Here is a 23582-nt window from a genome sequence, read left to right as displayed (position 1 = left end):
TACTGGCGCGGCCTGCAGAGAGATTTACCACTTTGAGAGTAATTTTTTTAACTACGTTTATTGATCTAACTCACGAAAATATCTTCGGACTCTGGAAATTGGTGTGATAACTTTGTCAGCATCGCACCATAAGCAAGCTAGCTCACTCGTTGAGAGGAAGACGAAAATGACTCCGTTTATGACTGAAGATTTCCTGTTAGATACCGAATTTGCCCGCCGTCTGTATCACGACTACGCAAAAGACCAGCCGATTTTCGATTACCATTGCCATTTGCCGCCGCAGCAGATTGCGGAAGACTATCGTTTTAAAAACCTGTATGACATCTGGCTGAAAGGCGATCACTACAAATGGCGCGCTATGCGTACCAACGGTGTGGCCGAGCGTCTGTGTACCGGTGATGCGTCTGACCGTGAAAAATTTGACGCCTGGGCGGCGACTGTTCCGCACACTATCGGCAACCCGTTATACCACTGGACGCACCTCGAACTGCGTCGTCCGTTTGGTATCACTGGCAAATTGCTTTCTTCGTCAACTGCCGATGAAATCTGGAACGAATGTAACGAACTGCTGGCGCAGGATAACTTCTCCGCGCGCGGCATCATGCAGCAGATGAACGTGAAAATGGTCGGCACCACCGATGACCCGATCGATTCTCTGGAGCATCACGCAGAGATCGCCAAAGACGGCTCTTTCACCATCAAAGTGCTGCCGAGCTGGCGTCCGGACAAAGCCTTCAACATCGAACAGGCGACCTTTAACGACTACATGGCGAAGCTGGGCGAAGTTTCCGATACCGACATTCGCCGCTTTGCTGACCTGCAAACTGCCTTGACCAAACGTCTGGATCACTTCGCCGCTCACGGCTGTAAAGTGTCTGACCATGCGCTGGACGTGGTGATGTTTGCTGAAGCGAACGAAGCGGAACTGGACAGCATTCTGGCGCGCCGTCTGGCTGGCGAACCCCTGAGCGAGCACGAAGTGGCACAGTTCAAAACTGCGGTACTGGTGTTCCTTGGTGCCGAATATGCACGTCGCGGCTGGGTACAGCAGTACCACATTGGCGCGCTGCGTAATAACAACCTGCGTCAGTTCAAACTGCTGGGGCCGGATGTAGGCTTTGACTCCATCAACGACCGTCCGATGGCGGAAGAGTTGTCTAAGCTGCTGAGCAAGCAGAACGAAGAAAACCTGCTGCCGAAAACCATTCTCTACTGCCTGAACCCGCGCGATAACGAAGTGCTGGGCACCATGATCGGTAACTTCCAGGGCGAAGGTATGCCGGGCAAAATGCAGTTCGGTTCCGGCTGGTGGTTTAACGATCAGAAAGACGGTATGGAACGTCAGATGACCCAACTGGCGCAGCTCGGTCTGCTGAGCCGCTTTGTCGGTATGCTGACTGACAGCCGTAGCTTCCTGTCATACACCCGTCACGAATACTTCCGCCGCATTCTGTGCCAGATGATCGGTCGCTGGGTGGAAGCGGGCGAAGCACCGGCGGACATCAACCTGCTGGGCGAGATGGTGAAAAATATTTGCTTTAACAATGCGCGTGACTACTTCGCCATTGAACTGAACTAAGGTCTGGGGTTGATATGCAATACATCAAGATCCATGCGCTGGATAACGTCGCGGTCGCTTTAGCAGATTTGGCTGAAGGCACAGAAGTCAGTGTCGATAACCAGACTGTTACGCTGCGCCAGGATGTTGCTCGTGGACATAAATTTGCGTTAACGGATATCGCAAAAGGGGCCAACGTCATCAAATATGGCCTGCCGATTGGTTATGCATTGGCGGATATTGCGGCGGGGGAACACGTCCACGCCCACAATACGCGCACGAATCTGAGCGATCTGGATCAGTATCGCTATCAACCTGATTTTCAGGATCTGCCTGCGCAAGCGGCAGATCGTGAAGTGCAGATCTATCGTCGCGCTAACGGCGATGTCGGGGTGCGTAATGAGCTGTGGATCCTGCCAACCGTGGGCTGTGTCAACGGCATCGCGCGGCAAATCCAGAACCGTTTCCTGAAAGAGACCAACAACGCCGAAGGTACCGACGGCGTGTTCCTCTTCAGCCACACCTACGGCTGCTCACAACTGGGCGACGATCACATCAACACCCGCACCATGCTGCAAAACATGGTGCGCCACCCGAACGCGGGCGCAGTGCTGGTGATTGGTCTGGGCTGTGAAAACAACCAGGTTGCCGCATTCCGTGAAACGTTGGGCGATATCGATCCTGAACGCGTTCATTTCATGATCTGCCAACAGCAGGATGATGAGATCGAAGCCGGGATCGAGCATTTGCATCAGCTGTATAACGTGATGCGCAACGATAAACGCGAGCCAGGCAAACTCAGCGAACTGAAGTTTGGTCTGGAGTGCGGTGGTTCTGACGGTCTTTCTGGTATTACTGCTAACCCGATGCTGGGGCGTTTCTCTGACTACGTGATTGCTAACGGCGGTACTACCGTACTGACCGAAGTGCCGGAGATGTTTGGCGCAGAGCAGTTGCTGATGGACCATTGCCGCGACGAAGCAACGTTTGAAAAACTGGTCACCATGATCAACGACTTCAAACAGTACTTTATTGCCCATGACCAGCCGATCTATGAAAACCCATCGCCGGGGAACAAAGCGGGCGGTATCACCACGCTGGAAGATAAATCCCTTGGCTGTACCCAGAAAGCGGGTTCCAGCGTCGTGGTTGACGTGCTGCGTTACGGCGAGCGTCTGAAAACGCCGGGGCTGAACTTGTTAAGTGCGCCGGGTAACGATGCCGTAGCGACCAGCGCCCTGGCGGGTGCGGGCTGCCATATGGTGCTGTTCAGTACTGGTCGTGGCACGCCATACGGCGGCTTTGTACCGACGGTGAAAATCGCTACCAACAGTGAACTGGCGGCGAAGAAAAAACACTGGATCGACTTTGACGCGGGTCAGCTGATCCACGGTAAAGCGATGCCGCAGTTGCTGGAAGAATTTATCGACACCATCGTTGAGTTTGCCAACGGTAAACAAACCTGCAACGAGCGTAACGACTTCCGCGAACTGGCGATCTTCAAAAGCGGCGTAACGCTATAAAGTCGAAATGAGTTGTTAATAAAAAACGGCGTTTCATAATGTGAAGCGCCGTTTGCTTTTCCATACCTGATAAGGATTTATCATGACCGCGTATTGGCTGGCCCAGGGCGTGGGTGTCATCGCCTTTCTGATTGGTATCACAACATTTTTCAATCGTGACGAACGTCGCTTCAAAAAGCAGCTTTCGGTCTATAGCGCCGTTATTGGCGTACATTTTTTTCTTCTGGGCACCTATCCCGCTGGTGCCAGTGCCATCCTTAATGCCATTCGTACATTGATTACCTTACGCACGCGCAGCTTATGGGTAATGGCGATTTTTATTGTGCTGACTGGCGGAATTGGCCTCGCGAAGTTCCATCATCCTGTCGAACTATTGCCGGTTATCGGTACGATTGTCAGTACCTGGGCGCTGTTCCGCTGTAAAGGGCTCACCATGCGCTGCGTGATGTGGTTTTCAACGTGTTGCTGGGTGATTCACAACTTCTGGGCGGGGTCGATAGGCGGCACAATGATTGAGGGTAGTTTTCTGCTTATGAATGGCTTGAATATCATTCGTTTCTGGCGGATGCAGAAAAGGGGAATTGATCCGTTTAAAGTAGAGAAAACCCCTCCCGCCGTAGACGAAAGGGGTTAAACAATTAATTACGCAGGGCGCTATTTGCCAGACGATCGTCTTCCGCCTGGCAAGCTGCCGCAGTGAACAGCACGTCAGTTGAAGAGTTCAGCGCGGTTTCGCAAGAGTCCTGCAATACGCCGATGATAAAGCCGACGGCAACCACCTGCATGGCGATATCGTTCGAAATACCGAACATATTACAGGCCAGCGGGATCAGCAGCAGAGAACCCCCCGCCACGCCGGATGCGCCACAGGCACACAGAGAAGCCACCACGCTCAACAGCAGCGCCGTGGGCAGATCGACCGGGATACCCAGCGTATTAACCGCAGCCAGCGTCAACACGGTAATGGTGATTGCTGCGCCCGCCATATTGATGGTGGCACCCAGCGGAATAGAAACGGAATAGGTATCGCGATCCAGATTCAGCTTTTCACACAGTGCCATATTCACCGGAATGTTCGCCGCAGAGCTGCGGGTGAAGAAGGCATACACGCCGCTTTCGCGCAGGCACAGCAGCACCAGCGGGAACGGGTTACGACGAATTTTCCACCACACCAGCAATGGGTTAACCACCAGCGCCACCAGTAACATACAGCCAACCAGCACGACCAGCAGTTGCGCGTAGCCCCACAGTGTGGAGAAACCGGTGGTTGCCAGGGTAGAAGAAACCAGACCAAAAATACCAATCGGTGCGAAGCGAATGACCAGTTTCACCATAAAGGTGACGGCATTCGACATATCGTTGACCAGGTTTTTGGTGGTCTCGTTACCGTGACGCAGTGCGAAACCGAGGCCAATTGCCCACACCAGGATCCCGATGTAGTTACCTTTCAGCAGCGCGTCGATGGGGTTGGAAACCATGCTCATTACCAGCCCGCGCATCACTTCGACAATGCCTGACGGCGGCGAAATATCACCCGCGCTACTGGATAAATGCAGGGTAGAAGGGAAGGCAAAGCTGAAGACTACTGCGGCCAGAGCAGCAGAGAAGGTACCCAGCAGATAGAGGAACAAAATAGGGCGGATATTGGTTTTCTGCCCGTGCTGGTGGTTAGCAATAGATGCCATCACCAGCATCAACACCAGGATGGGGGCAACGGCTTTCAGTGCGCCGACGAACAAAGTACCTAACAGACCAACAGCTTCCGCCGCGGGTTTTGAGATCCATGCCAGAAGAATCCCCAGAACAAGGCCGACCAGGATTTGTTTTACCAGGCTGCCATGAGCCAGACGCCGGAATAGCCCCGGTGAACGTTGCGTAGTCATTTTTCGATCCTTTCATTGTGTTGTCGCACATCCCTGGTGCGTTCTGTCGACGCATCTTTCAGGATGTAACAAAGTGTTTGCAAGGTCGAGTATAAGGAAAGTTACAGCTTCGGGAAGCGAAAAATGCTGGATTTTAAAGAGAGGTCATATTTTGCAACTTAATGGTTACATTTATTTGACATAAAAATAAAGCCAACGTGCGGCTTCCAGACTGATGACAACATCAAAAAAGGACTCGGTCAGTCCCCTCGCCCCGTTTGGGGAGAGGGTTAGGGTGAGGGGAACAGGCCAGCATCGGTGCGAAAAATTACCCTCACCCCGACCCTCTCCCTGGAAGGGAGAGGGAGAAAACGGTGCTCATGTTAATGACAGGGTACACGGCTTAGGCAGATTAAAAATTATCCACCCCGCTGCTTATCATGCCGATAATTCACCCAGGCGTTGATAATAAACGTCATCACCAGAATGCCAAACACCACGCCCAGCGAGACGGCGATTGGAATATGGTAGAAGTCGACAATCAGCATCTTGATACCGATAAACACCAGAATCACCGCCAGGCCATATTTGAGCATCGAGAAACGCTCTGCTACGCCCGCCAGCAGGAAATACATCGCACGCAGGCCGAGGATCGCAAACAGGTTTGAGGTCAGCACAATGAACGGGTCAGTGGTCACGGCGAAGATAGCCGGAATGCTATCCACGGCGAAAATCACGTCGCTCAATTCCACCAGAATCAGTACCAGCATCAGCGGTGTGGCGTACAGCAATCCATTCTTACGCACAAAGAAATGCTCGTTGTCGATGGTGTCGGTCATGCGCAAATGACCGCGTAGCCAGCGCACCAGCGGCTTGTCGCCAATGCCTGATTCATCTTCATGGGCGAGCGCCATCTTCACGCCGGTAAACAGCAGGAAGGCACCGAAGATATACAGGATCCAGTCGAACTGCGAAATTAGCCAGCTGCCAGTGAAGATCATGATGGTACGCAGAACAATCGCCCCGAGCACGCCATACACCAGCACGCGGCGTTGTAATGCCGCCGGAACAGAGAAATAGCTGAACAACATCAGCCAGACAAAGACGTTATCGACCGCCAGCGATTTCTCAATCAGATAACCTGTGAGAAAGGCCAGTGCCTGTGGATCGGCAACGGCGCGACCTTCGGTTTGCACCAGATACCACCAGAAAGCGGCGTTAAACAGTAACGACAGCGTCACCCAGACCAGCGACCAGGCCGCAGCCTGTTTCATGGTCATGGCATGTGCCCCACGACGCCCCTGCAACAACAGGTCGATAGCCAGCATAATGGCGACAACAACAGCGAATCCGCCCCATAGCAACGGCGTGCCGACAGTATTCATAGAAGTTCCTTACACATAAAAAAACGGCCAACGTCGGAAGACGTCAGCCGCTGCTTTTTATGCATAGACCTCGCCTTCCGGCAAGGTCTCACTTACAACAAAAAAGGAATACGTCTGCGTATTCCTTTCGGGTTGCCCGGTGACCGGATGTGGTTTTTCACACATCGTAATGACGATCGACCGGCAATGAAGTTACTCCCCTTTGCAGGTAACAAAGTATGACAGACCATTCAGCCAGTCAATGGTCTGTTACATACCTTTTACACTGTTTTACTTTGGCAATTATAGTTTTACGCTATCTGCCGGAAAAATCACCCCAGTCTGGCGGCGGATCTCGGTCAGCAGTTTGGCGGTGATGCGACTGACCGCCAGCCCCGGATGATCCACCAGATGCTCATCCACCAGGGTAGCGAACAGCTCTGCTTCGTAGAGCATGGTATTAATATGCTGCGGCTGGGTGAGATCCTGCATTTGGCTGCCACGCGGCACGAAGCACACTTTCTGGCATTCAGACAGTTTTTCAATCACCAGCGATCCTGCTTCGCCCTGAATCTCGCTCGCCAGGACAGAATCACTGACTTTTGAGTGCTGCAAGGTGACGCTGAAATCACCGTAATCCATCACCACCACGCCGTGGGCATCTACACCGCTTGCCAGCAAACTGGCGGTTGCCTGCACGCTTTTCGGCTCACCAAATAACGCCACCGCCGACGCCAGGCAGTAAAAGCCGATATCCATAATTGAACCGTTAGAGAATGACGGATTAAAGGTGTTGGGATTTTCACCGTCCAGGTAACGTTGATAGCGCGAGGAATACTGGCAATAGTTGAAAAAGACTTTACGCAATTTGCCGACTTTCGGCAGCGCCTGGCGCAGCAAATGAAAGTTCGGCAGGCAGGCGGTTTTAAATGCCTCAAACAGCACCACCTGATTTTCCCGCGCACAGGCAATGGCGGCATCCACTTCCGCCAGATTCGACGCCAGTGGTTTCTCGCAAATCACATGAATTTTATGGCTAAGGAAAAGTTGTGTCTGGGAAAAGTGCAGGGCATTCGGGCTGGCAATATACACCGCGTCAATGGCATCGCTTTCCGCCATCGCTTCCAGCGAGGTAAACAGATGCTCGACAGAAAAATCATTGGCGAAGTGCTGAGCCTGCTCAAGGCTGCGGGAATATACGGCGGTTAACTTGTATTTACCGCTCTCATGGGCGGCCTCGACGAACTGGCGAGTGATCCAGTTCGTACCAATCACAGCGAAACGTATCATAACGCGTGGATACTCCATAAAGGGATTCTGTCGTCAATGTAGCACGCCTTTTTCATCTTCGACGTGCGCAGATACGCATTATTCTTTTGCCGGACAGCCATGCTCACTAAACGGCCCAATCATGACCGATGGCCCGAGATATTTCGGCTGGCGATGGAGGATTTTGGCGTCAATCACGGCGCTGACACGAGCGAGTTTCTCCCGCAGTTGAGTATAAAAACCGTGCTTCATATTGAGGTCAGGCGCGTTAAAACCGATAGCGTCGATGCCGTACTGTTTTGCCAGCCAGATGGCGCGTTGATTATGAAATTCTTGCGAGATAATGGTGATATGGTTTTCACCAAAAACCTTTTTGGCACGCACTACCGAATCCAGCGTTGAGAATCCGGCATAGTCGCAGAAGATCACTTTCGCCGGTACGCCTTTAGCGATCAAAGCCTGCTGCATACCTGAGGCTTCATCGTAATTTTTACGTCCGTTATCGCCACTTACCAGTAGCCATTTCACTTTTCCGGCGTGGTACAACGCTGCTGCGGTATCAATACGTCGGGTAAAGTAGCGATTACCCGGCCTGGCCCCCAGCAATAAGCCCACGTTACGCGCCGGAACTGCGTTGACATCGCTCCAGGTCAGCTGCTTGCTGGCGTTGACCATAACGCGATCGGCAATAAAAATGGTCGCTCCTGCTATAAGCAACAACAAACAGCCAATCTTAAGAGTCCGGCGAGAAAAACAAATACGGAGAAGAAGGCGGGGCTGCATGGTCGTTATCCTTAACGAAAGGGGGGAGGTCGATTTTAGGCGCTAAAGAAAGAAAAGATAACGCCTGACATCATTTTCAGATTTTGTCCTGCCCAAGCGACAACTGCGTTAGCCACAGCCGGGTGTCGAACTCAAGCTGGTGGTACTGCGGCTCCATATGGCAGCACAACTGGTAAAACGCTTTGTTATGCTCTTTCTCCTTCAGGTGCGCCAGTTCGTGCACCACGATCATACGTAAAAACGGTTCCGGCGCGTTGCGAAACACAGTAGCGACGCGGATCTCTGCTTTTGCTTTCAGCTTGCCGCCCTGCACACGAGAAACAGCGGTATGTAACCCGAGCGCGTTTTTTAGCACATGGATCTTATTGTCATACATCACTTTATTGATCGGCGGGGCATTGCGCAGAAACTGATTTTTTAGATCCTGAGTATATTGCCAGAGGGCTTTATCGGTGGCGTAGTCGTGTGTTCCCGGATAGCGTTTTGCCAGCACATCGCCCAGACGCTGTTCGTTAATCAGCGTTCGCACCTGGGAAAGTAGCTGCTCGGGATAACCCTGAAGATAAGTAAGATTGTTCATAACCGCCCACGAAAAAGAGAAAAAGGGTATACTCACGCACCCTTTTCAGGGGCAACGTCGAAATTTTATCATTCAGGAGGGCCGATGAGCCACTTAGACAACGGTTTCCGTTCACTGACACTACAACGTTTTCCGGCGACGGATGACGTTAACCCGCTACAGGCGTGGGAAGCGGCGGATGAATATTTGCTGCAACAGTTGGACGACACAGAAATCCGCGGCCCGGTGTTGATCCTGAATGATGCCTTTGGTGCGTTAAGCTGCGCGCTGGCGGAACATAAGCCGTACAGCATTGGCGACTCATACATCAGTGAACTGGCGACGCGCGAGAATTTACGCCTCAACGGGATTGATGAGTCGAGCGTGAAGTTTCTCGACAGCACCGCCGACTACCCGCAACAGCCGGGTGTGGTGCTGATCAAAGTGCCGAAAACACTGGCATTGCTGGAACAGCAACTGCGTGCGCTGCGCAAAGTGGTCACGTCGGATACACTTATTATTGCCGGTGCCAAAGCCCGTGACATTCACACTTCCACGCTGGAGCTGTTCGAGAAAGTGCTCGGCCCGACCACCACTACGCTGGCATGGAAAAAAGCGCGCCTGATTAATTGCACTTTCAATGAACCGCCGCTGGCCGATGCGCCGCAGACCGTTAGCTGGAAGCTGGAAGGTACTGACTGGACTATCCACAACCATGCGAATGTCTTCTCCCGCACCGGGCTGGATATTGGCGCACGCTTCTTTATGCAACATCTGCCAGAGAATCTCGAAGGTGAGATTGTCGATCTCGGCTGTGGTAACGGCGTTATTGGCCTGACGCTGCTTGATAAAAACCCGCAGGCGAAAGTGGTGTTTGTCGATGAATCGCCGATGGCGGTCGCTTCCAGCCGAATGAATGTTGAAACCAACATGCCAGAGGCGTTGGATCGCTGCGAGTTTATGATCAACAACGCGCTCTCCGGAGTGGAGCCTTTCCGCTTTAATGCTGTGCTCTGCAACCCGCCGTTTCATCAGCAACATGCGCTGACCGATAACGTCGCCTGGGAGATGTTCCACCACGCCCGCCGCTGCCTGAAAATCAACGGCGAACTGTATATCGTTGCCAACCGTCACCTGGATTACTTCCATAAACTGAAGAAGATTTTCGGCAACTGCACCACCATCGCCACGAATAATAAATTTGTGGTGCTGAAAACAGTGAAGCTGGGGCGTCGTCGGTAAGATTGGGAGTTACCTGCCGGATGCGGCGTTAACGCCTTATCCGGCCTACGTTCAGCACGTTACTCCCAGGCCGGATAAGACGCGGCAAGCGTCGCATCCGGCAATGTCTGCCCAGTTCTGGAATCGCGCTTCCATAAAACAAAAAATCCCTGTCACCATCCTCTACATTCTCTTGTTTAGCGTTGTTCAACGTTTATGCTACATACGTGAAGTTATGACGCATAAAGAATACGATTTCTTTACCGCTGTTCATCGTACTAAGGGGAAAAAATGATTGCGATTGCCGACATCTTGCAAGCAGGAGAAAAGCTAACTGCGGTGGCACCTTTTCTGGCGGGTATTCAGAACGAGGAACAATACGCCCAGGCGCTGGAACTGGTAGATCATCTGCTGCTCAACGATCCTGAAAACCCCTTGCTGGATCTGGTGTGTGCCAAAATAACCGCGTGGGAAGAATCAGCGCCCGAATTTGCGGAATTTAATGCCATGGCTCAAGCCATGCCTGGCGGTATAGCCGTGATTCGTACCCTTATGGATCAATATGGTTTAACCCTTTCCGATCTGCCGGAAATTGGCAGTAAATCTATGGTGTCACGCGTTTTGAGCGGGAAGAGGAAATTAACGCTGGAACACGCTAAAAAATTGGCAACGCGATTCGGCATTTCTCCCGCCTTGTTTATTGATTAACGCGACGTGCCGGATGCGTTGCATCCGGCGCTTCAAATAACGATTTAAATCTCCAGCGCCAGCCGTGTTCCCTGGGCAATTGCCCGTCGTGCGTCCAGCTCCATAGCCACATCGCAGCCGCCAATTAAATGCACAGTTTTCCCGCTATCAATCAGCGGTTGCGCCAGCGCGCGGTTTGGCTCTTGCCCTGCGCAGATCACCACATTGTCCACTGCTAATACCTGCGTTTCGCCGTTGATCACCACATGCAGCCCGTCATCGTCAATCTTCTGATAACTTACGCCTGGGATCATTTTCACACCCCGCGAGAGCAGGGTGGTGCGATGGATCCAGCCGGTGGTTTTGCCTAACCCCTGTCCCGGTTTGCTGGCTTTGCGCTGGAGCATCACAATTTGCCGTGGGCTACGCGGGATCTGCATTCCCTGCGGGCTTAAGCCACCAGCCTGTTGTAGGCTGCTGTCGATCCCCCACTCATTACAGAACCTGGCGATATTCTGGCTGGTGGATTCGCCCGGCTGACTTAAATACATCGCCGTATCAAAACCAATCCCGCCACAACCGATGATGGCAACCTTGTTGCCTACCGGCGCTTTGTCGCGCAGTACATCGAGATAACTCAATACCTTCGGATGATCGATCCCGTCGATAGGCGGAACGCGCGGCACGATCCCACTGGCGAGGATCGTTTCATCGAACGCCTGTAACTGATCCGCCGTCACGGTGTGATTGAGTTTCAGCGTCACGCCCGTCACTTCGATCATCCGGTGGTAATAGCGCAGCGTTTCGTAAAACTCCTCTTTGCCGGGGATCTGTTTGGCGATATTAAACTGCCCGCCGATCTCGCTGTGGGCATCAAACAATGTTACCTGATGCCCACGCGCCGCCGCGTTAATGGCAAACGCCAGCCCAGCAGGTCCCGCACCGACCACCGCCAGATTTTTTTTCTGCACGGCAGGAAGGATTGGCATTTTGGTTTCGTGGCAGGCGCGAGGATTCACCAGGCACGAGGTGACTTTGCCAACGAAGATCTGATCGAGGCAGGCCTGATTGCAGCCAATGCAGGTGTTGATCTCATCGGCTCGCCCCGATTGCGCTTTTGACAGCAGTTCCGCATCAGCAAGAAACGGTCGTGCCATCGATACCATATCGGCATCGCCGCGCGAGAGAATATCGTCGGCAACCTGCGGATCGTTAATCCGGTTGGTGGTCACCAGCGGCAGCGAGACGTGGCCTTTCAGTTTGCGCGTGACCCAAGTAAATGCGCCGCGCGGCACGGGCGTGGCAATGGTCGGAATACGTGCTTCATGCCAGCCAATGCCGGTGTTGATAATGGTCGCGCCCGCCGCTTCAATGGCCTGCGCCAGTTCTACCGTTTCGGCAAAAGTGCCGCCGCCTTCGACCAGGTCGAGCATCGACAACCGGTAGATAATAATGAAGTCGTTGCCGACGCGTTCGCGCACCGTACGCACTACTTCTACGGCAAATCGCATCCGGTTGCGGTAATCGCCGCCCCACTGGTCACTACGCTGATTGGTGCGCAGCGTCAGAAATTCGTTGATCAAATACCCTTCGGACCCCATTACCTCTACACCGTCGTATCCTGCCTCCCGTGCCAGTTGCGCGCAGTGGGCGAAATCGTCGATCAGTTGCAGGATCTCTTCATGCGTGAGTTCGTGAGGAACGAAACGGTTGATGGGGGCCTGCAATGCGGAGGGAGCGACCAGATGCGGTTGGTAGCTGTAGCGCCCGGTATGCAAAATTTGCAGGGCTATTTTGCCGCCTTCCTGATGTACCGCTTCGGTAATGGTGCGATGGTGTGGGATCTGGCTGGCGTCGTTGAGCATTGCGCCACCTTCCATGCCAACGCCTGTTAAATCTGGTGCAATGCCGCCGCTGACAATCAGCGCCACGCCGTGACGGGCGCGTTCGGCATAAAACGCTGCCAGCCGCTCGGCACCGTCCGGGTATTCCTCCAGCCCGGTGTGCATTGAGCCCATCAACACGCGGTTTTTTAACGTGGTAAAACCTAAATCCAGCGGGGCGAACAGCGACGGGTAGCTCATAAAATTGTCCAGTATGTAAAATAATTGTTATGTGGTCGGATGAGTTCTAATTTAGCCGTCGCCGGAGAAAAGGGAAAAGGGGAGTGCGGGGTTTGTGATGGGATTCAAAAAGAATACGCCCGGTGGTAACGCCGGATGCGACGCTTGCCGCGTTTTATCCGGCCTGGGGGATTGCACATGTAGGGCGGATAAGGCGTTCACGCCGCATCCGCCAGTGGCACGGTGCAGATGCCGGATGCGACGCTTGTCGCGTTTTATCCGGCCAGGAGGATTGCACATGTAGGGCGGATAAGGCGTTTACGCCGCATCCGCCAGCAGTTGCAAATTATTGCTTACGGAAAAAATCGTTATACAACATATACAAATGCGCGGCACTCCAGGAGAAATTTGGTGCGCCTTGCTGTGCGCCAGTCAGCGGGTTGTAATTCTCCTGAATTGGGCCATCGGCGGTTAATCCTTTGGCGTGACGGAAGAACGTATCCGCCAGTTTCAGGGCATCATCGCGATAACCGTAACGCTCCATCCCTTTCAGACCAAACCAGAACTGATCCACCCATACGCGCCCACGCCAGTAGATATCAGCGCCAAAAGCCGGATTGGTTAACGCCGCCGTTCCCAGCGGGACAAAGGTGTTGAACTCTTTAGGATCGAGCATCACCTTCACCACCGCGTCGGCATTGGCCTGCGTTGCCGCACCGTTAAACAGCGGCGACCAGCCTTCCGGCCCTTTACCGCGCTCAACAATCGGTTTGCCCGCGCAGCCGTTCGCCAGTGGTTTATCTTCAATACGTACGTCATAGTAGAACTGGGTAGTCGGGTCGAACATACAGGTGTTGATGTAGTCCGCGAGCTGCTGTGCCAACTGGCGATAGCGTTTGGCCTCTTCTGGCTTACCGAGGATGGTTGCCATCTCCGCCAGATAATGGTTATCGCTGTACATATAGCTGGCCTGATCCACCGACTCCTGCAATAGCGAGTAGCCCAGCAACGTTCCGTCCTGACTGCGGTTTTCGGCGAATTTCACCGTCCAGTCGCTACGTTTGCCGCCATTAGCGACATATTTATCCAACTGTTCTTTGTCGATAAAACCAAAGACGGCGGCATCATCACGCCCCGATTCCCACGACGCAGCGACCTGTGCCGGAATTTCCAGACTGTCGTACTGGCCTTTCTCCACCACGCGGGCGTAGTTGTTCAGCCCAGACTGCGTCTCTTCTTTGTTGCCTTTCTTCACCGTAAACAGCATCTCGCCGCTCTCAGTGTTGTGGGCTTTGTCGCGGGTCGCGCCATATTCCGGCACGCCGTTGCCGTTGTGATCGCGGTTACGTAACCACCAGTCGTGATAGGCCACCAGTTTCGGGTACATCTCTGCCAACCAGGCTTTATCCTGGGTGACGTTGTACACTTCCATCACCGACCAGGCGGCAAGGCTGGGTTTGGTATTACGTTCGTTCCAGTTGCCGCCATCGCCACCACGCTCGGGGCTAAGGTTCCACGCTATCAGGTCGGGGACAAAGCCCACATCCTGCGGACGCACGCTATCGCCAGGCTGGATCTGCCAGGAGAAGACCGCGCGGATATTCTCTTTGGCGATGTCCGGATTGAAATGCGCCATCGCAAACGCCTGCTTCCAGGTATCCCACGGCCAGGTCTGATTGCCGGAGAACCAGCGCCCGGTCACCGACGGTGTAACGGTGTTAAATTTCACCGCACCGCCCGGTGAGCGCCAGTTACCGTTGAGCGTTTCGATCGCTTTCACCGCGACGCGCGTCTGTTCCGGCGTCGCATCCGGATTGGTTAACCCTTTCTTCAGGTATTCTTCCCAGCGTTGCTGCGAGGCGGTGAGATAAAACGCCGGACGCGCCAGAATATCGCGGATCTGCATTTGCTCTTTGCTAACTTCCTGAGCGGTCAGCAGATGGGAATAGGTGGTGTAGAGCGTGGTCGAACCGTTGATATGCGCCTTACTGGTAAAGCGATTACCGTTGATTTCAGTCTGCACCGGCAGGGATTTATGCACCTGATATTCCGATTCGCCGGAGGTCAGCAGATCCCAGGTGGCGCGCACTTTGCCAAAGGTGACTTTCAGGCCATCACGGGTGGCGCTGATTTTGCGCTGATAGTCAGGGTATTCGCCAGCAATGGTTTTATCGGAAAGCGGTTTCCCTTCTTTCGCTTCCAGTTTTTCCAGCAGTTCGCCGTCCCACACCAGATCCAGCGGTTTATTGCTGGTGATTTTGGTTTCCAGTAGTGACGTGCGCGGCGTGGCGAAGCGCAGAGTCATTTCGACTTGCACATCTTTTGCTGTCAGTTTTTGCACCAGCGCACCGGGAATACTGTATGCCTCCAGCGTAAAGTCGACTTTCTTGCCGTCCTGCCAGACGGTCAGGCGGTCGAAATTGCTGGCCATAAAGTTGATGTACTCTTCCGTCAGCAGCGCAACGCCCGGAAAGCCGCCCATGGTGTTAGGGCCGTCTGGCAACAGATGACCATGCCAGGCTCCGAGATCGAAAAACGGATTAAAACGCTGGTGATCGTCGTAATCGTAATCCTTCATGTACTGCGGCGCGCCAGTACGGTTAATCACGTTTTTATAATTGTCGGCGTTAGCGGCATGGGCGGAAAAACTTATCAGCAGAGCGCAGGTTACTGGCGTTAAAATAGTTTTTATTTTCATGAAATTACAGTCCTTATTACCAGTAGAAATATTGCATCAGGAAGATTTGGTCGCTGGGATTGTGAGAGGCATTTTTCATGTAGAAGCGGCTATCAAAAGCCGTGGCGAAACGTCCGCCGCCGTATTCGTACCAGATACCAAACTGCATGAAAGAGGTGGTTTCATCGTCAGCGTGGTCAGGGCGATGTTTGGCGTAGGTATAAGCGGTGGAGAGATAAACGCCCTTTAACGCTTCATACATGGCGCTCACCATCATCCCACTTTCACTTCCCGGTACGTCCAGCCCGTCGGCGCGTCCGGTATGGTGCCAGGCGCGAGCGGCAAAGTTAGGAGTTAGCAGGCCCGTGAGATAGAGCTGTCCTGTGCCGTCGGTGATTTCCAGACCGTTCATCCAGGTGATGCCTTCGGCAAGGTCATACTGGATGTAACCGTTCATCATTGCCGGATAGGTGTATTTGTCGTCATAGCGATCGTACTTGCCAAAATGTAGCCAGGCTTTGCTTTCGTCATGATGTCCGGCAGGTGTGGCGGTGACGCTATAACGAAAGTTGCCGCTTAAGTTCTGCACCTTCAGCGCGGTCATAATGTCGCGGGTATTGGGAATGACGTAGCCCAGATCGGGGGTGAAGTCGCCCCACCATTGCAGGTCATCCAGCGAGGAATCCTGACGCAGACTGAGCATGATTTCGGTGCCATCATTGGTACGATAACCGCCATAGAAACGGTTAATTCCGCCCTCGAAACCACCCCAGCTATGGTCTGGCACCCAGGCATTGCCGTCGTGGTCGGCCTGCACGGTCCAGCCTTCGCCGTAAATCAGGCCGAACCAGGAGCCGTACTTCATCTCCAGGCCACCTTCAATATAGGTACCGTCGCTGTATTTATGTTTATTCTCACCCTCTAAATCCATATATCCACCAACCCCTAATTCGCCGTAAAAACGAAATGAAGGAGAAGATGTCGAGGTAATTGCAGGTGTTTTTGTGTCGTCATGTTCTGCCGGACGTGCTTCTTCTCCTGCCGCAGAAAAGGCGTAGCAAAACGGCAGAGCAAGTAATGCTCTGCATGGTGCAGTGATTAATTTCATTGTGTTAATCCATGAGCTAAAGAAAAAGTACAGCCTTTTATCGTTGTAATTATAAAAATATAAAGGCAGAAACTATTTTCCCTCTCCTCATCCAGGAAGAGGGAAAATGCCTGCTCATTTTTTATTATTCTGCTTAATCAACATTGCTGGCTGGCGTCGCTTCAATATGGCGCTCTTCAGCCGTTAATCCCTTTATATATTTACTGTATTTCCACCACGCAAAGCCGAGGAAGATAACAATACCGCCGACGTTATAAAAAATGATGGTCAGAATATTCGCGCCAGTCGGGAATGTCGAAGCGACAAACCCTACGGCAAATATCGCAATCAGCATTGAAACAACGATAATACCGGTGCGGCGGGAGCCCATACGGAAATCGCGTGGCAGGTGATCTAATTTGGCGCGTAAATTCAGGTAAGCCAGCATGATGAATAACGGCGGAAGCATGGACGCTGCGGCGGTCATATTAATAATAGTATTCATCAGATCCTGCACGGTATTGGAACCGAGCATCGGGATAATCATCAGCGGGATGACGATCAGGAACTGGATCCACGCTGCGCGCGCCGGAACGCCGTTTTCGTTCAGTTCGACGGTTTTCTTACCAAAGATGCCTTCCGGGATTTCGGAGAAGAAAATTTTCACCGGCGTTGCGGTCCACATCAGCAGGGAACCGAACATCGCGGTAAAGGACACCAGACCGACAAAGCGATTCATCAACGCTTCCGGTAGACCAAAATACGCCGCCATGCCGTGGAATACCTGCACCGATCCGCCGGTAAATTTCAACTCTTTGCTGCTGACGAAGACGTTAATCAGCACCGAGGAGACGGAATACAGTACGCCGATAAAAATCCCGGCGAGGATGATCACTTTAACGAACGATTTCGAACCGCCTTTGACGTCGTTAACGTACACAGCGACGGACTCCGCGCCACCTGCGGCCATAAAGATCCAGGTGGTAACGCCGAGGAACGCCCAGTTGAAGTTCGGGATCATCGCGTCAACGGTGATGGGGTCAGCAGGCTGTACGCCGCCAACCAGCGCCGTACCTGCCAGTAAAATGTAGGAGAGCGTTAACAGCAGCATCAGCGTTGAAGTGACGGAGGTAATTGGCCCCAACATTTTCGCCCCGTTGGTGGAAACCCAGGTGGAGAAGGCGAACAGCACCATACTGATAATGGTGGTGGCAACCGGCGTCATAATATATTCGTATCCGAGGAAGGCATACGAAGCATAAGCAATAACGCGCGGCAACAGTGAGGTGAAAAAGAACAGGTTTACGAACCAGTAGGTATAGGCAGTAATAAATGCCCAACGTCCGCCCAGCGAACTTTTTACCCACGCGTAGACACCGGCTTCTGAGTTTTTATTTAACGAAACAAATTCTGCGATGATCAGACAGAAGGGAATAAAATAAAAAATCGTCGCGAGGAAAAACATCGGTGCCGAGGCCAGTCCAAGCTCAATATTATTATTGATAACGTTGTTAAAGCTGTAAACGGCGGCAAAAGTCAGCGAGAGCAAGCCGAATTTGCCGATTGTATTACGTTTGGTATCAGACATAACACATCTCCGAAAATGTGTAGGGTAGCGGTGGCGGCAAACTCCTTTTGCCGCCGTAGTTGTTATTTGTTATGGAAATAACCATCTTCGATGGTGACTTTGAGAACCACTTTTTTGACCGCGTTATTGCAGATAAACCGATACGCTTCATGGATATCGCAAATAACGATTTGCCCTTCGTGGACCTCAACGGTTTCTCCGCAGCCTTTTAAATATTCACGGTCAGTTTCATCACGATAATATTCCACTACCTGTAATGTCTCTTTCGGCACATATTCAATTTTTTGCTGCCCTTGCAGGTAGTAATGCACTTCAAAATAGCGTCGATGCCCGGTAAATAGCGCATCGGTCGCGGAGTCTGTCTCCACGCGGTAAGTCAATGAGTCACCGATGGAGTGGGCGACGCCAGGCTGAATGTTGTCGATATTTTCAATCGCTTCAACGCAGCGTTGCCACTTCTTGCCAGAGGCGTAAATCTGGCGGAACTGTTCTAAGTTATCGATGATCCTCATTGCTTATTCTCGCTGTGCAAATTCGTGGAAAAGAACCCTGCGCCGAACTCATACGACGCCAGGCTTTGCGCGGTAGCTTCTCCGCCAGAAACCGGCAGCAACGTAAAGCCGTAGCTGAAGTCACGGAACCAGACGCGCCAGGAGTCCAGCACCTCGCTGCCCCAGGAGTTGGAGCCGAGGCCAAGCAGCTGGTGATCGAGGTTCAGGGTGATGTCATCACTGCGCTGCAGCTCGTTACAGTGCTGGGCAGCGTGGATGTTTTCCTGGGTATAGTGCCAGGCGCTGAAGTTAATTGGGCGCTGCGGAACCACCAGCAAACCGTTGCCGTGGCGGTTAGTCAGTGCCGTCCAGCGGACATGCTGACGGTTGCCGTTGTTCTGCGGGAAGGGATAGTTCTCGAACATGGCATCGACGGTGCTGCGCCAGATATCGATGATGTTAGCCTGCTGGCTGTCGGCGTAGTTTTCGCCCGGTCCACGACCGTAATACGCCACCTGATCGTATTCGCCGTTAATCCCCATGGTGAAACCGATGCACGGAATGATGTGCGGATAGTCGCCGTAACGCTCGCCGGAAAGCGCCACGTTAACCTGGCCATCGGCAGCGATGCGCCAGATGTAGGTGCAGCGCATCCCGAAGTCAAACACCGGCGGGGCAATAACTGTGCGGCTGATGATCAACACTTCACCATCGCTCTGTTCTACGGCAAAGTCGCGCAGATGTTCCTGCATGATCTGCAAATGATTCGGTTGCCACAGCCCTTCGTACTCCTGCTTGTGGTTGTCGATCATTGGCTTGAAGAAGTTGATCTTTGGCTCGCGGGTCAGCAGCGACTCGCCATTCACCTGCCAGGATGTCGGTTTGCCACTCATTTTTGAGAAGGTGATCGCGAAGTTGTAGCCGCGAACGGTGCAGCTCAAACGATCGTCTTCCAGCGTCAGCGGACGCGCATTATTTGGTGCGAAAGGCACTGGTTGCGCGGTGTTTTCCTTCAGCGGGAACTGATAAGTGGCGATAGAATGCCCGGCTTCGCTGTAGCGGGTGCGGGAATCTTTGGTCACCGTAATGTTGAGGAACGCTTCGCGGGCGTCCAGCTGCGGCAGCGTGATCTGCAAGGGGGCTTCGCTGTTCGGCGCAACGTCGCGCAGTTTAATCTGCTGCGTCGCGAGCGTTTCACCTTCGACGCGCACCTCTGCGTGCAGGGTGTAGTCATCAAGCGTGGTAAACCACAGTTTATTTTCGACTTTCAGCTCGCCGCGAGTCAGATCCAGCGCGTGGATTTTTACCGGCGCGATAACCTGTTTGTACTCTTTCAGGCCCGGTCCCGGCGTCTGATCGGAATAGATCAAACCATCAAGACAGAAGTTATAGTTGTTGGGATAGTCGCCGTAGTCGCCGCCGAATTTATACCAGACGTTGCCGTTGTCATCCTGCGCCTGGATCCCGTGGTCGCACCACTCCCAGACATAATGTCCCTGAATACAATCGTGCTTATAGAAGACGTTCTGGTACTCCGTCAGCCCGCCTGGTCCGTTCCCCATCGCATGAGCATATTCACAGATGATGCGCGGCTTCGGATGCGGGTATTCACCAAACTCATTCATCAGCGGCACGCGGGTGTACATGGTGGAAATAATATCGACCACTTCAGCATCGCGATCTTCTTCGTAATGCACCAGTCGCGTGTCATCCAGCGCCTTCGCTGCGTGGTACATCGCGCGGATGTTACAGCCATAGCCGGATTCATTGCCCAGCGACCAGATGATGATCGACGGATGGTTTTTCTGCGCGTGAATATGGCGAACAATGCGCTCGACGTAGACTTTTTCCCACTGCGGATCGTCGGTAATACGGCTGATATCGCCGACATTAGCAAAGCCGTGCGATTCGACGTCGGTTTCCGCCATCACAAACAAGCCGTAGATATCACACAGTTCGTAAAAACGCGGATCGTTCGGGTAGTGAGCGGTACGCACGGAGTTGATATTGTGCTGCTTCATCAACTGGAGATCTTTCTCGACGCGATCCATTCCAACGGCGCGGCCTTTGCGATGATCGTTGTCGTGACGGTTGACGCCGTGCAGCATCACATAACGGTTATTGATCCAGAACAGACCGTCGCGCACTTTGATATCACGGAAGCCAACGCGTTGTGGCACCACTTCCAGAACGTTGCCGTTGGCGTCTTTCAGCGTCATGACCAGATGGTAAAGATAAGGGGATTCTGCTGACCATTGCTGCGGCTGTTCGACAGTAAAAGCAAAGCTGGCGCTGGTCAGTTTTTCAATTGCCAAATGATCAATGGCGCTGCTGTGCACCACGCGTTCGCCATCAAACAGGGTATATTCCAGCGTCGTGACGACAGGGGAGGCGGCGAGATTTTCCAGCACCACTTCGCAGGAAAGCGTGGCATCGCAATAGGCTTCGTCAAAGTCGGTACGCACAGTGAAATCGTTAATATGCGTTAGGTGTTTTCCGACCAGATAAACATCGCGGAAGATCCCCGCTGACCACCACATATCCTGGTCTTCCACGTAGGTAGAGTCCGCCCACTGCATCACGCGCACACACAACAGGTTGTCGCCGGTTTTAACCATCGCGCTGATGTCAAACTCTGCGGTCAGGCGACTGCCCTTGCTGAAACCCACATACTGACCGTTAACATAGACTTCAAAATAGGTTTCGACGCCGTCAAATTTAATCAGCGTCTGTTTACCCTGCCAGCCGTCGCTGAGGGTGAAAATACGTTGATAGGCACCGGTTGGGTTATCGCTGGGGACAAACGGCACATCGATGGGGAACGGAAAACCTTCGTCGGTATATTGCAGTTTGCCGTGACCTTCCATTTGCCACATGGCGGGGACGGTAATATGCCCCCAGTCAGCCATTAACTCAGAGGTGAAGGCTTCTGGTACTTGCAGCGGATGGTCAAAAAAGTGGAAATTCCACTGACCGCTTAAGGGCAGAAACAGGCTGCTGGTTTCGCGGGCAAAGGTACGCGCTTGCGCAACAGAATCATATGAAAAAAAGTACGCACGCGGCGCAAGTCGGTTTTCGTGGGTGAGCTGAATGTTTTCCCAGCGATTCATAGGGCCTCCCGGTAGAGAGAAATCGGAACCATTCATGGTGATGGTAGTTTGTGTAATTGCTGGGGAGTTTAGTAAAATTTTTACTAAAAAGTAGCAGGTAAATGCATTTACTTTAACTGGATCACGAAAATAAACGGCAGCACTGTCCGGCAAAAACGTTTGCCGGACAGTGTGTAAGGGGATTTAACGGGTCGTGCCGCGCAGTTTTAATTTGCTGGGAACGAAGACTAACAGCGGCAGCGCGCGACCATCGCGGGCTTTTTCATACACCAGGTTAACGCCCTGACTTCCCATCATCTCGGAATGGATGCGCACGGTGGAGAGCGGCGGAAAGGTAAATCGCGCGGTGGGGATATCGTTAACGCTGATAAGCGAAATATCCTGTGGGATGTTCAGGCCTCGTTCATGAATTGCCCGCAGTACGCCGATAGCAATGGAATCGGAAGCAACAAACAGTGCCTTCGGATAGTCTTCCCGCGCCAGCATTTGTTTTGCCAGTTCATAACCCGACGAACTGGAAAAACCGCCGCGCCAGATATCCTCTTCGCGTACCACTTGTTTCAGTCGGCCATATTCCGCAAAGGCGACCTCACGAATATCCGCCTTGCCAGGCTCATCTTCACCGCCAATAAAACCAATACGATTAACGCCCTGGTTGATATAGAAGTCGATGATTTCTTTACTGATGCGTGCCAGATCGATATCCACCGCATCGTAACCGCTGCCGGGTTCGTGAAAGTCGATAAAACAGATATTGTCGGTCAACGCGCTGGCAGCGGCGCGCAGGGCGGGCGTGGGTTTGCCGACAATTAAAATACCGGTGACGTTTTTAATGTCTGGTAAGCCGCTGTGTTCATAACAGTTGGTGAGCTCGATGCCCAGCTTTTCGCACTGGGTTTCAATGCCGTGGCGGATCGCCAGATAGTAAGGATCGTTGATCTCCAGCTCCTGCTGGTAGCTGTAGATAGCCAGAATATGGTGTTGGTTGACTGCACCTGTCTGGAGTTTACGGGCACTACTGGTCTTGTACTCCAGCTTTTCGGCGATCTCGAGAATGCGATGTTTCGTCTCTTCTTTCACATTCAATGTCGGATCGTCATTTAAGACCCTGGATACTGTCGCCAGGGATACGCCAGCTTCGATTGCGATGTCTTTTAGTGTTGCCATGTTTACCTTTTTTACTTTCCCTGATGTGCGCCCCATTGTAGAGGAAGTGCTTATCGGGTCACCTGTTTTCAGTAAATAAAGCGCGTTTCTTTGACGCTGTAACGGTAACACAGCGGCTCACGAATGTGATCACGCCTGCATTCTCCATTTTTAGCCTACAGGATTGAGAAAAACTTTTTCTATAGTTTAGTAAAATTTTACCCGAAGGGAGGAAACAATGGAAACCGTGGCTTACGCTGATTTTGCACGTCTGGAAATGCGCGTCGGAAAGATTGTGGAAGTGAAACGCCATGAAAACGCCGACAAGCTGTACATCGTACAGGTTGATGTGGGGGAAAAAACACTGCAAACCGTGACCAGCCTGGTGCCGTACTACAGCGAAGAAGAGCTGATGGGGAAAACGGTGGTGGTCTTATGCAATCTGCAAAAAGCGAAAATGCGTGGTGAAACGTCGGAATGCATGCTGTTGTGTGCGGAAACCGATGACGGCAGTGAAAGCGTGTTGTTAACGCCGGAGCGGATGATGCCTGCGGGCGTACGCGTCGTATAAAAAGATCGGATGGCGACGTCGTA

18 protein-coding genes and 1 pseudogene are annotated in these 23582 nt (G+C 52.7%); 7 read left to right on the top strand and 12 right to left on the bottom strand.

Annotated features, from left to right (window positions below; genetic code table 11):
- Positions 1-166 precede the first annotated feature (166 nt).
- From uxaC to E0D98_RS05035, 3 genes are all read left to right on the top strand, one after another.
- On the top strand, positions 167-1579 hold the full coding sequence (uxaC, locus tag E0D98_RS05045; protein WP_131890535.1) for a glucuronate isomerase: 1413 nt from the start codon (positions 167-169) through the stop codon (positions 1577-1579).
- A 14-nt stretch (positions 1580-1593) separates the two neighbouring features.
- The gene (uxaA, locus tag E0D98_RS05040; RefSeq protein WP_001199374.1) at positions 1594-3081 is read left to right on the top strand and encodes an altronate dehydratase; all 1488 of its coding nucleotides are present in this window, start codon (positions 1594-1596) and stop codon (positions 3079-3081) included.
- Positions 3082-3163: 82 nt separating this feature from the next.
- Positions 3164-3715 carry a YgjV family protein gene (locus E0D98_RS05035; protein ID WP_000128137.1) on the top strand — a complete coding sequence of 184 codons (552 nt, stop codon included), beginning with the start codon at positions 3164-3166 and terminating at the stop codon, positions 3713-3715.
- 4 nt (positions 3716-3719) lie between these two features.
- Here E0D98_RS05035 and sstT read toward each other — a convergent pair whose 3' ends face one another.
- The 5 genes from sstT to E0D98_RS05010 all read right to left on the bottom strand — a co-directional run bounded on the left by sstT (position 3720) and on the right by E0D98_RS05010 (position 8939).
- Entirely contained in the window at positions 3720-4964 is a 1245-nt protein-coding gene (gene sstT, locus E0D98_RS05030; protein WP_000211655.1) for a serine/threonine transporter SstT, read from the bottom strand.
- 398 nt (positions 4965-5362) lie between these two features.
- The gene (gene alx, locus E0D98_RS05025) at positions 5363-6328 is read right to left on the bottom strand and encodes a TerC family membrane protein Alx (protein ID WP_001098806.1); all 966 of its coding nucleotides are present in this window, start codon (positions 6326-6328) and stop codon (positions 5363-5365) included.
- Positions 6329-6610: 282 nt separating this feature from the next.
- On the bottom strand, positions 6611-7597 hold the full coding sequence (locus E0D98_RS05020) for a Gfo/Idh/MocA family oxidoreductase (protein ID WP_001297165.1): 987 nt from the start codon (positions 7595-7597) through the stop codon (positions 6611-6613).
- Positions 7598-7675: 78 nt separating this feature from the next.
- Positions 7676-8359 carry a vancomycin high temperature exclusion protein gene (locus E0D98_RS05015; protein ID WP_001183042.1) on the bottom strand — a complete coding sequence of 228 codons (684 nt, stop codon included), beginning with the start codon at positions 8357-8359 and terminating at the stop codon, positions 7676-7678.
- A gap of 76 nt (positions 8360-8435) precedes the next feature.
- On the bottom strand, positions 8436-8939 hold the full coding sequence (locus E0D98_RS05010) for a M48 family metallopeptidase (protein WP_001297151.1): 504 nt from the start codon (positions 8937-8939) through the stop codon (positions 8436-8438).
- 84 nt (positions 8940-9023) lie between these two features.
- Between E0D98_RS05010 and rlmG the strand changes: the two genes are divergently transcribed.
- The 3 genes and pseudogenes from rlmG (at position 9024) to higA (ending at position 10847) form a co-directional block, all read left to right on the top strand.
- Positions 9024-10160: a 23S rRNA (guanine(1835)-N(2))-methyltransferase RlmG gene (gene rlmG, locus E0D98_RS05005; protein WP_047086761.1), complete on the top strand. Its 1137-nt coding sequence runs from the start codon at positions 9024-9026 to the stop codon at positions 10158-10160.
- 190 nt (positions 10161-10350) lie between these two features.
- Positions 10351-10434 (top strand): annotated as a pseudogene (locus E0D98_RS05000) (type II toxin-antitoxin system HigB family toxin); the annotation flags it as partial.
- Positions 10431-10847, top strand: a complete 417-nt coding sequence (gene higA, locus E0D98_RS04995; RefSeq protein WP_000560253.1) for a type II toxin-antitoxin system antitoxin HigA — start codon at positions 10431-10433, stop codon at positions 10845-10847. The pseudogene E0D98_RS05000 and the gene higA, both read left to right, overlap by 4 nt.
- A gap of 44 nt (positions 10848-10891) precedes the next feature.
- On the opposite strand, the gene fadH is transcribed toward higA, so the two are convergent.
- The 7 genes from fadH to ebgR form a co-directional block, all read right to left on the bottom strand.
- Positions 10892-12910 (bottom strand): NADPH-dependent 2,4-dienoyl-CoA reductase, encoded by a 2019-nt coding sequence (gene fadH / locus E0D98_RS04990; RefSeq protein ID WP_000121472.1) that lies wholly within the window; start codon positions 12908-12910, stop codon positions 10892-10894.
- 325 nt (positions 12911-13235) lie between these two features.
- Positions 13236-15587, bottom strand: a complete 2352-nt coding sequence (gene ygjK, locus E0D98_RS04985) for an alpha-glucosidase (protein WP_000695479.1) — start codon at positions 15585-15587, stop codon at positions 13236-13238.
- Between the two features lie 16 nt (positions 15588-15603).
- Positions 15604-16674 carry a protein YgjJ gene (gene ygjJ, locus E0D98_RS04980; protein ID WP_000767653.1) on the bottom strand — a complete coding sequence of 357 codons (1071 nt, stop codon included), beginning with the start codon at positions 16672-16674 and terminating at the stop codon, positions 15604-15606.
- Between the two features lie 133 nt (positions 16675-16807).
- Positions 16808-18241, bottom strand: a complete 1434-nt coding sequence (locus E0D98_RS04975; protein WP_001285446.1) for an amino acid permease — start codon at positions 18239-18241, stop codon at positions 16808-16810.
- A gap of 62 nt (positions 18242-18303) precedes the next feature.
- Positions 18304-18753 carry a beta-galactosidase subunit beta gene (locus E0D98_RS04970; protein ID WP_050877054.1) on the bottom strand — a complete coding sequence of 150 codons (450 nt, stop codon included), beginning with the start codon at positions 18751-18753 and terminating at the stop codon, positions 18304-18306.
- Positions 18750-21842, bottom strand: a complete 3093-nt coding sequence (gene ebgA, locus E0D98_RS04965) for a beta-galactosidase subunit alpha (RefSeq protein ID WP_001082882.1) — start codon at positions 21840-21842, stop codon at positions 18750-18752. The genes E0D98_RS04970 and ebgA overlap by 4 nt, the downstream gene beginning before the upstream one ends.
- 183 nt (positions 21843-22025) lie before the next feature.
- Positions 22026-23009, bottom strand: coding sequence for a transcriptional regulator EbgR (gene ebgR / locus E0D98_RS04960; protein WP_000212475.1), 984 nt, complete (start codon positions 23007-23009; stop codon positions 22026-22028).
- Positions 23010-23226: 217 nt separating this feature from the next.
- Here ebgR and E0D98_RS04955 point away from each other — a divergent pair, with 217 nt between their 5' ends.
- On the top strand, positions 23227-23559 hold the full coding sequence (locus E0D98_RS04955) for a tRNA-binding protein (RefSeq protein WP_000450589.1): 333 nt from the start codon (positions 23227-23229) through the stop codon (positions 23557-23559).
- The last annotated feature ends 23 nt before the right edge of the window (positions 23560-23582 follow it).

Origin of the sequence: Escherichia sp. KCJ4928 (assembly GCF_004352695.1) — a bacterium.
Lineage (GTDB): Bacteria > Pseudomonadota > Gammaproteobacteria > Enterobacterales > Enterobacteriaceae > ECMA0423.
Note: the sequence above shows the minus strand (reverse complement) of the source record. Positions and strands in the feature narration are given on the sequence as shown.

Excerpts from the sequence above, each read along its gene's own strand:
- uxaC (WP_131890535.1), top strand. The coding sequence starts at position 167 with ATGACTCCGTTTATGACTGAAGATTTCCTGTTAGATACCGAATTTGCC.
- uxaA (WP_001199374.1), top strand. The coding sequence starts at position 1,594 with ATGCAATACATCAAGATCCATGCGCTGGATAACGTCGCGGTCGCTTTA.
- E0D98_RS05035 (WP_000128137.1), top strand. The coding sequence starts at position 3,164 with ATGACCGCGTATTGGCTGGCCCAGGGCGTGGGTGTCATCGCCTTTCTG.
- sstT (WP_000211655.1), bottom strand. The coding sequence starts at position 4,964 with ATGACTACGCAACGTTCACCGGGGCTATTCCGGCGTCTGGCTCATGGC.
- alx (WP_001098806.1), bottom strand. The coding sequence starts at position 6,328 with ATGAATACTGTCGGCACGCCGTTGCTATGGGGCGGATTCGCTGTTGTT.
- E0D98_RS05020 (WP_001297165.1), bottom strand. The coding sequence starts at position 7,597 with ATGATACGTTTCGCTGTGATTGGTACGAACTGGATCACTCGCCAGTTC.
- E0D98_RS05015 (WP_001183042.1), bottom strand. The coding sequence starts at position 8,359 with ATGCAGCCCCGCCTTCTTCTCCGTATTTGTTTTTCTCGCCGGACTCTT.
- E0D98_RS05010 (WP_001297151.1), bottom strand. The coding sequence starts at position 8,939 with ATGAACAATCTTACTTATCTTCAGGGTTATCCCGAGCAGCTACTTTCC.
- rlmG (WP_047086761.1), top strand. The coding sequence starts at position 9,024 with ATGAGCCACTTAGACAACGGTTTCCGTTCACTGACACTACAACGTTTT.
- higA (WP_000560253.1), top strand. The coding sequence starts at position 10,431 with ATGATTGCGATTGCCGACATCTTGCAAGCAGGAGAAAAGCTAACTGCG.
- fadH (WP_000121472.1), bottom strand. The coding sequence starts at position 12,910 with ATGAGCTACCCGTCGCTGTTCGCCCCGCTGGATTTAGGTTTTACCACG.
- ygjK (WP_000695479.1), bottom strand. The coding sequence starts at position 15,587 with ATGAAAATAAAAACTATTTTAACGCCAGTAACCTGCGCTCTGCTGATA.
- ygjJ (WP_000767653.1), bottom strand. The coding sequence starts at position 16,674 with ATGAAATTAATCACTGCACCATGCAGAGCATTACTTGCTCTGCCGTTT.
- E0D98_RS04975 (WP_001285446.1), bottom strand. The coding sequence starts at position 18,241 with ATGTCTGATACCAAACGTAATACAATCGGCAAATTCGGCTTGCTCTCG.
- E0D98_RS04970 (WP_050877054.1), bottom strand. The coding sequence starts at position 18,753 with ATGAGGATCATCGATAACTTAGAACAGTTCCGCCAGATTTACGCCTCT.
- ebgA (WP_001082882.1), bottom strand. The coding sequence starts at position 21,842 with ATGAATCGCTGGGAAAACATTCAGCTCACCCACGAAAACCGACTTGCG.
- ebgR (WP_000212475.1), bottom strand. The coding sequence starts at position 23,009 with ATGGCAACACTAAAAGACATCGCAATCGAAGCTGGCGTATCCCTGGCG.
- E0D98_RS04955 (WP_000450589.1), top strand. The coding sequence starts at position 23,227 with ATGGAAACCGTGGCTTACGCTGATTTTGCACGTCTGGAAATGCGCGTC.